The 11,069-nt window shown below is 65.1% G+C and carries 9 protein-coding genes; 4 read left to right on the forward strand and 5 right to left on the reverse strand.

The genetic code is table 11. From position 1 onward, the window contains the following. Nucleotides 1-602 (reverse strand): NAD(P)H-dependent flavin oxidoreductase (locus VKP01_RS07760; protein WP_414706547.1); only part of this gene is annotated, 602 nt, incomplete at its 3' end. Nucleotides 603-938: 336 nt separating this feature from the next. On the opposite strand from VKP01_RS07760, the gene VKP01_RS07765 reads away from it, so the two are divergent. From VKP01_RS07765 to VKP01_RS07775, 3 genes are all read left to right on the forward strand, one after another. Beyond that, complete coding sequence (locus VKP01_RS07765) at nt 939-2,588, forward strand: HAMP domain-containing methyl-accepting chemotaxis protein (protein WP_324411583.1); 1,650 nt, start codon at nt 939-941, stop codon at nt 2,586-2,588. 250 nt (nt 2,589-2,838) lie between these two features. Continuing rightward, the gene (locus VKP01_RS07770; RefSeq protein ID WP_324411584.1) at nt 2,839-4,614 is read left to right on the forward strand and encodes an SLC13 family permease; all 1,776 of its coding nucleotides are present in this window, start codon (nt 2,839-2,841) and stop codon (nt 4,612-4,614) included. A gap of 174 nt (nt 4,615-4,788) precedes the next feature. Further along, nucleotides 4,789-6,399: a carbon-nitrogen hydrolase family protein gene (locus VKP01_RS07775; RefSeq protein WP_324411585.1), complete on the forward strand. Its 1,611-nt coding sequence runs from the start codon at nt 4,789-4,791 to the stop codon at nt 6,397-6,399. Between the two features lie 33 nt (nt 6,400-6,432). Here VKP01_RS07775 and VKP01_RS07780 read toward each other — a convergent pair whose 3' ends face one another. Then, on the reverse strand, nt 6,433-6,918 hold the full coding sequence (locus VKP01_RS07780) for an Lrp/AsnC family transcriptional regulator (protein WP_324411586.1): 486 nt from the start codon (nt 6,916-6,918) through the stop codon (nt 6,433-6,435). A 252-nt stretch (nt 6,919-7,170) separates the two neighbouring features. Here VKP01_RS07780 and VKP01_RS07785 point away from each other — a divergent pair, with 252 nt between their 5' ends. Beyond that, the gene (locus VKP01_RS07785; protein WP_324411587.1) at nt 7,171-7,446 is read left to right on the forward strand and encodes a hypothetical protein; all 276 of its coding nucleotides are present in this window, start codon (nt 7,171-7,173) and stop codon (nt 7,444-7,446) included. A gap of 67 nt (nt 7,447-7,513) precedes the next feature. Here VKP01_RS07785 and VKP01_RS07790 read toward each other — a convergent pair whose 3' ends face one another. The 3 genes from VKP01_RS07790 to aroA all read right to left on the reverse strand — a co-directional run. Then, the gene (locus VKP01_RS07790) at nt 7,514-8,869 is read right to left on the reverse strand and encodes an NAD(P)/FAD-dependent oxidoreductase (RefSeq protein ID WP_324411588.1); all 1,356 of its coding nucleotides are present in this window, start codon (nt 8,867-8,869) and stop codon (nt 7,514-7,516) included. 487 nt (nt 8,870-9,356) lie between these two features. Then, nucleotides 9,357-9,989 carry a (d)CMP kinase gene (gene cmk / locus VKP01_RS07795; protein WP_324411590.1) on the reverse strand — a complete coding sequence of 211 codons (633 nt, stop codon included), beginning with the start codon at nt 9,987-9,989 and terminating at the stop codon, nt 9,357-9,359. 14 nt (nt 9,990-10,003) lie between these two features. Beyond that, nucleotides 10,004-11,069, reverse strand: a 1,066-nt coding sequence (aroA, locus tag VKP01_RS07800; RefSeq protein WP_324411589.1) for a 3-phosphoshikimate 1-carboxyvinyltransferase, incomplete at its 5' end; no start/stop codon positions are given.

Raw genomic sequence — 11,069 nt, forward strand, 5'->3', positions numbered from 1 at the left:
GTGGCGATGGCGCCGGAAAGCGCGAGCGGTCCGTCGAAGAAGGCCCGGATCTCGCTGATCAGCGCGAAGGGCGACAGCCTACCCGCATGGCCGCCGGCACCTGCGGCCACGGCGATGAGCCCATTCGAACCCTTCTCGATCGCCTTGTGGGCAAAGCGCAGATTGATCACGTCATGCAACGTGATGCCACCCCAGCCCTGTACCGCCTGGTTCACTTCCGGTCGCGCCCCGAGCGAGGTGATCACGATCGGCACCGCGTGCTTCTCGCAGACTGCCATGTCGTGATCGAGACGATCATTCGAGCGGTGCACGATCTGGTTGACGGCAAAGGGGGCCGAAGGGCAATCGGGATGCGCCGCATCATGTGCGGCGAGCGCCTCCCTGATCTGTGCGATCCATTCGTCGAGCATCGATGCGGGGCGGGCGTTCAGCGCAGGGAAGGAGCCGACGATACCCGCCTTGCACTGGGCGATGACGAGTTCGGGTCCCGAGACGATGAACATCGGCGCTCCGATCACGGGCAGCCCGAGCCGGCCCGCAAAAAGCCGTCGCCAGGACTGTTGTGTTGAAGGCGTTCTTGCGGATTTCGGCTGTTCTGTCATGGGGCCCGCCCGGCTATCTGTGACGTGTTGTGCACTGGCTGGGAAGATAGCGGTTCACGGTGAAAGCACCAGTCCACAACGCGCCGCGCAAGCCGGTATGCGAATCTGCGCAGGGGTGGCGCAAAAATGTCCAAGGCTTGATAGCAATCAAAAATAGTATTGAAAAGGATTGGCTGGCATTGAATGCGGGCGTGATGACGCACCGCTGAAACAATCGATGGTCGATAATCAGGGTGATTTTGTCAGGATTTCCTTTGCGTCATTTTTCGCAATTAACCGCCATTTAAGTCCGAACGTCGCATTCATACGGCGTCTCTTGCAAGGAAAGTGGCATCCATGCTCTCGAAAGTGCGCAATCTCTTCAATTCTCTCAGCATACGGATCGTCCTCGTCGCAGTTGCTGTCGTGGCCGGCACGCTCGGTGCCGCGATCGCGGGGCTGACAATCTATAATGCGCAGACGTCACGCACGGAATTCGTGCAGAAGACCGATGATCTCACCGCGATGGTTGCCAATGCCGCGCCGATCCTGGTCATGGGCAACGACACCACAACGCTGAGCAACATGCTCGCCTCGGTAGCGCGCGACCCGGATTTCATGCACGGCCTCGTCGCCAATGACTTCTTCCCGCTCACCAGCATCGGCGCCGATGGCGAGCCGAGTTCCGCTTTCAACCCGCAGGTGATCGAGGCGGCTGTCGGTGACATGCCCTTCGATTTCGTGGCGGACAATCCCGTTCACACGATCGACCGGGGCGACAGCCTGATGCATGTCCGCGCCTTGCATATCGGTTCCGATCAGCGCCTCGTCGGATATGTCGCCATGGAATTCTCGCGTGCGCGGCTTGCGACGGGCATCGCCGCCGAGACGGGCGCGATCGTTGCCGGCGGGCTTGCGGTACTCGGCGGTGTCGCGCTCCTCCTCTGGTTCGCGCTCGCGCGCATGATGGCGCCTCTGCGCCCGATTACCGGTGCCGTGGTCGGCTTGTCGGAGGGGCGGCTCGATACCGCGATCCCGGGTCAGGGCCGTCGCGACGAGATCGGCGCGATCGCCAGTGCGCTGAAGGTGTTTCGCGAGAATCTCGCTGATCGTGAGACCTTGCAGGCCCGGCGCGCCAGCGACGAGGCTGAAAAGGCCGAGCGTCAGCGGGCGGTCGACGAAACCATTTCCGGCTTCCGGGCTGACGTGACTGCAGCGCTGGCTTCCTTCGAGAGCAATGCCGGGCGCCTCGATGCGGTCTCCGCAACGCTCTCCGAAGTCGCTGCCGCAACGGCCAGCAAGACCCGCAGCGCGGCGGGTTCCTCCGGGGCGGCCTCGTCCGCCGTCGGCAATGCGGCGCAGGCCACCGAGGAGATGAGTGCGGCGATCAACGAGGTCGAGAGCCAGGTGGTGAAGATCCGTGGTGACATCGTCGGTGCCGCCGGCGCCTCCCGCGAAACCGCCACCGGCATGAAGGATCTCGCGGGCACGGCGGCCAATATCCAGGAAGTGGTCAAGCTGATCCAGGCGATCGCCGAGCAGACCAATCTGCTTGCGCTCAACGCCACGATCGAAGCCGCACGGGCCGGTGAGGCCGGCAAGGGGTTCGCCGTCGTCGCCGCCGAGGTGAAGGCCCTCGCCGGTCAGACCGCATCCGCGACCGATCGCATCGTCGATCAGGTCCAGGCGATCCTGAGTGCGACCGACCGCATGGTCGGCGAGATCGACGGGATCGCCGAGCGCATGACCGGCATCGAGGCCTTTGCCGGCGCTGTCGCGAGTTCGATCGAACAGCAGGCCGTCGCCGTCGGCGAGATCGCCAGCAGCGTTGCCGGCGCCAACGCCTCGACCATGGAAGTCGCATCCGATCTCGGCGAGGTCGAACAGGGTGTGGTCCAGACGGAGCAGGCCGTGGCCGACGTCAACGGCGCCTCCGGAGAGGTCGCGGCCGAAGCCCGGCGCATGCGCGAGACGGTAGACGCATTCCTGTCGCGCGTCGCCGCCTGAAGCGCTCGCAGCCATCCGCGACAGATGATACAGGCATGACGGGCCCCGTTTCGGCGGGGCTCTTCGCGTCAGCGGCCGGGCCGTAACGGCTCTGGTGCGCCGCGGCTCTTGTCCGAAAAGAATGCAGGGTTTCGGGAAGACAGGCCCCGTACATGGCTGTTATGACTACCCGCAGCGCAACATCTGCGAGGTCGGTTTCATTGCTGATATTGCTAGCGGCTATCCCTGATTGTCATGTCAGGATCGTGTCATGACGGGGCAGCAATCGCTGATTCTGGCGGTCATCGCGGTGGCGATGGCCGTCTTTATCTGGGGTCGCTGGCGCCATGATCTGGTGGCGCTCGCTGCATTGCTCGCCTGTATTCTGCTTGGCCTCGTGCCGGGTGAAGGAGCTTTTGCCGGTTTCGGCCACCCCGCCGTCATAACCGTAGCCTGCGTGCTGATCCTCAGCCGCGGATTATCGACCAGCGGCGCCGTCGACTGGATCGCCCGCAAGGCGATGCCGGCGCATGCCGGGCCCGGGGCGGTGATGATCGGATTGTGCGTGATGGCGGGCTGCTTCTCGGCCTTCATGAACAATGTCGGCGCGCTTGCGCTGATGATGCCGATCGCTCTCGATGCGGCGCGACGGCTCGACATTGCGCCGGGACAGATGCTGATGCCGCTTTCCTTCGCCTCGATTCTGGGGGGCATGACCACCCTGATCGGGACGCCGCCGAATCTCATCGTCGCCACGTTCCGCGCCAGTGACGAGCAGCCGGCATTCGGCATGTTCGATTTCGCGCCTGTCGGCCTCGCTGTGGCGGCTGCGGGGATCACCTTCATCATCATCACGGCCCGCTTCCTCGTGCCGCAGCGCGATCGCGCCACCGCCCCTGACTTCAACATCGGCGCCTATCTGACCGAGGCCCGCGTGACCGAATCCGCCACCGCCGTCGGCATGAGCCTGCGCGAGGTCGAAGTTCAGCTCGAGAAAGTGGATGCGCAGGTGGTCGGGCTCGTGCGCGACAAGACACGCATCCCGGCGCCGCACCCCGAGCACATCGTTCAGGCAGGCGATATTCTGGTGATCGAAGCCGATTCGAAGGTGCTCGGAGGCGCTCTCGGCAAGCTCGGTCTGAAGCTCGAGGAGGATCGTTCGGACGAGATGCCCAAGGTGGTGACCGCCGGGCGCACGGTGTTGCTCGAAGTCGCGGTGCGCCCCGGTTCGCCGCTTGCAGGGCGCACGGCCCAGCATCTGCGTCTGCGCCGGCGGCTCGGCATCAACCTGCTGGCGATCTCGCGACAGGGACGGCGCTCGCTGACACGGCTGCGCAGCACGCGCCTCTCGCCTGGCGACGTGCTGCTGTTGCAGGGGCCGAGCGAGACGCTCAATGAATTCGTGGTGCATTACGAATGCGTGCCGTTGGCCGAACGCGCGCTGCATTTTCCCGGCAGGCGCGACGGCCTCGTCGCGGGTGTGCTGATGCTTGCCGCCATCGCCGCGACGGCCTCCGGCCTGCTGCGTGTCGAAGTCGCCTTCGCCATGGGCGCGCTCGCCTATGTCGCTCTCGACATCGTGCCGGTGCGACGGGTCTACGAGGCCATCGACTGGTCGGTCATCGTCCTGCTCGGTGCGCTGATCCCGGTGGCCGGCGCCGTGCAGGCGACGGGCGCTGCTGCGGCGGTGGCAGGGTTGTTGTTCGAGGATCTCGGCGGCGGCAATGCCGTGTTTGCCGTGATCGTCATGCTGATCCTCACCATGTGGCTGACCGATTTCATGAACAATGCCGCCACGGCCGCAGTGATGGCGCCGGTCGCGCTCGGTGCAGCCGAAACCCTCGGCGTCAGCCCGGATCCGCTTCTCATGGCCGTGGCCGTGGGGGCTTCCTGCGCTTTCCTCACGCCGATCGGGCATCAGAACAACACGCTGATTCTTGGACCGGGAGGCTTCCGTTTCGGCGATTACTGGCGTCTGGGCCTGCCCTTGCAGATCATCATCATCATTGTGGCCGTACCGATGATCCTCACGGTCTGGCCGTTATGAGGGGCCGCATGCATGGGTCTGCAGCACCATGCGCTGTGGCTTGAAAAACCTTGCCGGAAAGGCATTTCATCGTTAAGCGCGAACGAAACGGTGGCGCAGGCGTTAAGCTTGGGCATTAAACAATGACCGGCGCTATGCCGCAGCGGATATCCCGCAGGAAGGACGAGCAGACATATGGCGAAGACACCCGCGCGCGCAGAGACGGAAAAGGCGAAGGATTCGAAGCCCCGGCTCGAAGTCCGGCAGGCGATGCTCAAGGATGTGCGCGCGATCCAGGCCTTGGGAAAACGCGCCTATCCCGACATGCAATCCTATTCCCAGGCGCAGCTGCGCGGGCAGATCCAGAACTTTCCCGAAGGTCAGTTCGTCGCCATCTATGACGATACGCTCGTCGGTTTCGCCGCGACCTTCCTGATCGACGAGAAGACTGCCCTGAAGCCGCATGACTGGGTCACCATCACCGGCAACGGCTACGCCTCCCGTCACGACGAGGAAGGCGACATGCTCTATGGCATGGAGGTGATGGTCGATCCGCGCTTTCGGGGGCTGCGCATCGGTCAGCGCCTGTATAACGAGCGCCGGCGTCTCGCGCAGGATTACCAGCTCAAGGGCATCGTCTTTGCCGGGCGCATGCCCAGCCTTGCGCAGAAGGTGCGCCGCAAGGAGGTTGAGAGCCCGGAGGATTTCCTCGAGCAGATCAGGGAGCAGAATCTGCGCGACCGGGTCGTCTCCTTCCAGATGCGCAACGGATTCGAGCCGATCGGCATTCTGCGGAACTATCTGCCCGGCGACAAGGAGAGCATGGGTCATGCCGTGCATCTGGTCTGGTGGAACCCCGCAGTCGTCGAGGCGCCGGCCGGGCGCACCAAGACGAAAGCCCAGCGCGGACGCCTCGCCCACACCGTGCGCGTGGCCTGCATCCAGTATCAGCAGCGGCGCGTGCGCTCCTTCGAGGAATTTGCAGAGAACGTGGAATATTTCGTCGATGTCGTTGCCGATTACAAATCCGACTTCGCGGTCTTCCCGGAACTGTTCACGCTGCAGCTCCTCTCGATCGAGAACGAGCCGATCCCGCCGGATCAGGCCATCGCCACGCTGACGAAATATACCGAGCGTCTCAAGGAGCTGCTCTCGCGGCTCGCGGTGCATTACAACATCAACATCATCGGCGGCTCGCATCCGACCCTCGACGAGGACGGCGACATCGTCAATGTCTGCTATGTCTGCCTGCGCGACGGCTCGATCCATGCGCAAGCCAAGATCCATCCGACACCGAATGAAGCCTATTGGTGGTCGATTGTCGGCGCCGACGATGTCCGCACGATCCAGACCGATTGCGGGCCGATCGGGGTGATGATCTGCTACGATTCCGAGTTCCCGGAGCTTGGTCGCCATCTCGTTGATCAGGGCGCGCAGATCCTGTTCGTTCCGTTCTGCACGGATGAGCGCAAGAGCTATCTGCGCGTGCGTTATTGCTGCCAGGCGCGGGCGGTGGAAAACCAGGTTTATGTCGCGCTCGCGGGCAATGTCGGCAACCTGCCCGGCGTGCCCAACATGGATATCCAATACGCCCAGAGCTGCATTCTGACGCCCTGCGATTTCCCCTTCGACCGCGACGGTGTTGCGGCGGATACCACGCCCAATGTCGAGATGGTCGCCATTGCCGATCTCAATCTCGACACCCTGCGCCAGGCGCGTATGACCGGCACGGTCCAGAATTTGCGCGACCGCCGCTTCGATCTCTATTCGGTGCAGTGGCGCAAGGAGAAGACGCGCACCACCTGATCCGCGCGAGCAAAACCGGCTTGCCGACTCCGTTCAATCGGGGATCGGCAGGCCGCGCGGGGGGGTGATGGTGGACAGTACGAAGCTCGAGCGCACATCCGCGACGCCCGGAAGCGTCAGCAGCCGGTTCATGCTGAACTCGCCGAAAGCATCCATGTCCTGCGCGACGACATGGATCAGCAGATCGATCTCGCCGGCCATGGCATAGCAGGCGAGCACCTCCTCAAAGGCGTTCAGCCGCTCGATCAGCCGCGTGCGCCAGCCGGGCTCGGATTGCTCCAGCTTCACCAGCACGAAGGCCTCGATGGCGTAGCCCAGCGCCTTGCGATCGAGCACCGCACGGTAGCCGGCGACGATGCCGTCCTCCTCCAGCGCCTTCAGCCGCCGCAGACAGGGCGAGGCGGCGAGCCCCACCTGCTCCGCCAGCGCGGCATTGGTAATCCGCCCCTCCTCCTGCACCACGCGCAGAATGCGCCGGTCCGACGGGGTGAGCGGGCGTTTGTCGGTTTCCTCGGGCATGGGGCGAAAGCCTTTTTGCGATGGCGCGCCGCATGCTGCGCGCTCACGAAATGCAATCAATCACGAGGTGAAACCCGCAGGAAGCGAAAAACGGGGTTGTTCGGTCACGCAAAGCCGGCGCACCGGGGCAGGAAAGCCGTATTCCGCCGATCCTAACGCGATTCCGGAAAGAGATTTTTTGCTATTTTTGGTAGCGTGTCACTCATATTATTGCGCTACGCCCGGTTCGACCGCAAGAGCGACGGGGGCATCATGGATCAGCACAGCGATATTCCGGCGGCCTTTCATGCCGGCCTCGACGGCGTGTGTTTCAGCGATCCCGAGGATTTCTATGCGATCGGCAGGATCTACGCTCTCGGCGAGGGGCGCCCGACCGATCTCTTCGCAGGATATGTCTGGCTGCGCTACGCCGCCGCCCGAGGCTCGCGCCGTGCCGCGCGGCTCCTGCGTGAGATCGGCGGCGAATTGGAACAGCCAACCCTGCGCCGCGCCAGGCGGACACTGCGCCTGATCATGGGCAGCGCATAGAGTCCCCTTCGGCGGTCAGGCGACACGGCGCAGCCTTGCCATAAGGCGTCATCGCCGGCCTTTCGCGTCAGGCTGCCTGTACCACGGCGCCTCCGACCGGGGCGTTCTGCCCGGTGCGAATCAGATCTGCCGCGCGCTCGCCTTCGTCCCAAGCGCCGCCGATCGTGCCCCATTGCGTGGCGGAGGAGGCCTCGCCGGCAAAGTGGATGCGCTCGCCGACGGGTTCGCGCAACGCCGCCCGGGCACCATGGGCGCCGACCGGGGCGTACATCCAGGCACAACCGGCCCAGGGATCGCCCGCCCAGTCGCTCGCCGCCAGCACGTCGCAGCGCGCCAGCGCCCGGTTGCCGAAACGCGCGCTGAGGAATTCGCGGACATAGCCGGCACGATCACGCGGATCGGGAAAGGCAGTCACGATCTGCGCAGCGATATCGGCGTAATGCAGATGCGCGCCGTCGATATTGGCGAGCATGCCGAGATTGTCGCACGCATCCCCCTCGAAGGCGACGAGGCGGTTGACTGCATCAGTGAAGGGATGATCCGCCCAGGAGAGCACGACGTGCTCGTAGAGCGCCGGACGCAGGGCGTGGATCGCCTGCAGGGTCTCCAGCGGCAGATGCGGCGCGAAGCGGATCGCCTCGCTCTGCAGCAGCGGCAGCGGCGCCGTCACCAGTACGGCGCGCGCCGAGAATGTGCCGCGCGGCGTCTCGACCCGGACACCGGCGCCGCTCCAGTCGATGCGCGTCACTGGGGTCTCGTAGTGAATGGCGAGGCCGCGCGCGAGCCGCAGGATGAGCGCGCCGTAGCCACCCTCGACGAACAGATCCGAATCATCCACCGCCGCCGCGAAATCGCCGGCATCAATCGCGTCCAGTCCGACGCCGCTGTCGAACGGGCCGTGCAGAAAGCGGATCGTATCGTCGAATCGCGAAGGCGTATCGTCGATTTGTGAAAACACCGTATCCGCCGCCTTGGCGGGGCCGCTGCCGGGATGGGCGATCATGGCGTCATAGACGGATTCCCAGCGGCGCATGAAGGCGGCATAACTTTGCGGATCGGCGCGTTCGCCCATGCGCGAGATCAGCAGCGGCTCCTGTGCAGCTTCACTGAGACCGAGGCCGAGGCGTTTCGCCTGGCGTACCAGTGCATTCGCATCGGCGGCATGGAGCCAATGCGCGCCGATATCGACGGCCTGCCCGGCCAGCGCGATGGTCTGGGCGCGTCCGCCGGGGCGGTCGCGGGCCTCGAGGATCAGGGAATCGACGCCATGCCGACGCAGATTGCGCGCAGCGGCGATACCGGCAGCCCCGGCGCCGATGATGATCACATCGGCATCACGGGGTTGCGGTTTTCGGCGGATCTGCGCAGGCGCGGCGCCTCGGGTGCTGCGCGCATCATGAAGGGTTTCGTGTCTCGGCGACATGCTCGTATCTCTGTGCAGGTACTGGGATTTTCGATTCCGGGGGGGCGCGCAAGCCGGGCAGCCGGCGCACGCCAGGTCTTGGCATGCGCGGCGGTACGATGCTGCAAAAGCACGACAGCAGCACGACATCGCGAAGCGTTTCCGCGTCGCCAAGCCGCTTATGCGTCTTTCCGGCGCGCGGTCTGGTGGCGGCTATGGCGTGCGTAGCGTCATCTCAAAGCAGATGATGCGGATGGTCCGGGATCGGATTTCAACGCTCGGCGTGCCCAGCATTCGTCGTCAGCGCCATGATGCTGCAATGATCGCGGGAATGGTGGTGCGCGCTGCTGGCCCACGCCAATGCGGGGCGATATCACCTTGATGGAAAAGGCTGCTCTTCGATGCGCCGGACAATGCTGACGCACAATGCATCAATACCCTGTTCTGCTTCCGATTGCGAGCGGAATCGGATGGGGTACCGTTGCAGCTGACCGCCATCAGGCATGCGTTACGCTTCTGCCTGCCGACGCGCCTCGACGATCCGGCAGGCCGCCTCGAAGGCGGCATCCGCGCAGAGATCGGTGGTGTCGAGGATGATCGCGTCATCCGCCGGTTTCAGCGGCGCTTGCGCGCGATTCATGTCACGATCGTCGCGCTTGCGGATATCATCGAGAATGGCGTCGTAATCGACCCGTTCGCCCCGTTCCACCAACTCCGCATGGCGGCGCCGCGCCCGTTCTTCCGCCGAGGCGGTGACGAAGAGTTTCACCGGCGCGTCCGGGAAGATCACCGTGCCGATATCGCGCCCGTCAAGCACCGCACCCGGCGGCTCCAGACCAAAGCTGCGCTGGCGCTCCAGCAGCGCCTGCCGCACGCGCGGCTGGGCCGAGACCACGGAGGCTGCATCGCCGATCTCGCGCCCGCGCAGGCGCGATTCCGCGATGCATCCGAGGTTGAGCGTCGCCGCCGCCTCTTGGGCCGCGTCTTCGTCGTCAAGTGGGTGTTTGTTGTCGATCATCAGGCGCGCCACCGCCCTGTATAGCAGGCCCGTATCGAGATGGCGCAGGCCGTAAGCTCCGGCGAGGCGCCGCGCCAGCGTACCCTTGCCCGAGCCCGCCGGACCGTCAATGGCAATGATCAGCGCATCCATGCGGCTCAGCCCTCCACGATCTCCGCGCCGAGCCGGCGCATGGCCGGGACGAAATCGGGAAAGCTGGTGGCGATCATGGCGCCGTCGTCCACCGCCATGCCCCCGGGTGCAGCCAGCCCGAGCACGAGGAAGCTCATGGCGATGCGGTGGTCGAGATGGGTCTGCGCCGTCCCCCCGCCGGGCGGTGCGCTGCCGTCTCCGCAGACGATGAGATCATCGCCCTCGATCCGATGCGCCACGCCGGCAGCCGCGAGGCCATCCGCCACCGCCTGCAGGCGATCGCTCTCCTTCACCCGCAATTCGTGCAACCCGCGCATCTGCGTCTCACCCTCGGCGAAGGCTGCGGCGACGGCGAGCACCGGATATTCGTCGATCATGGCCGGCGCGCGTTCCCGCGGCACTTCGACCCCGCGCAGGGCCGAATGGCGTATCCGCAGATCCGCAACCACTTCGCCGCCATTCTCGCGCTCGTTTGTCAGCGTGATATCGGCGCCCATTTCCATGAGCGTGGTGATCAGCCCCGTGCGCAGCGGATTGGTCATCACGCTCTCGACGACGATGTCGGAGCCCGGTGTGATCAGCGCGGCGACGATGGGAAAGGCCGCCGATGACGGGTCAGCCGGTACGGTGAGTTCGACGCCACGCAGTTCCGGCTGGCCTTCGAGCCTGATCAGCCGCCCGGCCTCGCCGTGGGGCTCCACGCTCACCTGGGCGCCGAACAGGCGCAGCATGCGCTCGGTATGGTCGCGGCTGGCCTGGTTCTCGACGACGGTGACGGTGCCCGGCGCGTTGAGCCCCGCGAGCAGTACGGCGGATTTGATCTGCGCCGAGGGGACCGGGGTCTCGTAGCGAATCGGGATCGTCTCGCGTGGGCCCTTGAGCGTCAGCGGCACGCGCCCACCCTCGGCCTGATCCACCACTGTGACGCCCATGCGGGTCAGCGGGTCGAGGATGCGTCCCATGGGGCGTTTGCGCAGGCTGGCATCGCCGTCGAAGGTGACGGTGACCGGATGGCTGCCCGCGACGCCCATCATCAGACGCGAACCGGTCCCGGCATTGCCGAAATCGAGA

The sequence above is a fragment of the Saliniramus sp. genome, from assembly GCF_035311605.1.
Classification (GTDB): Bacteria; Pseudomonadota; Alphaproteobacteria; order Rhizobiales; family Beijerinckiaceae; genus Saliniramus.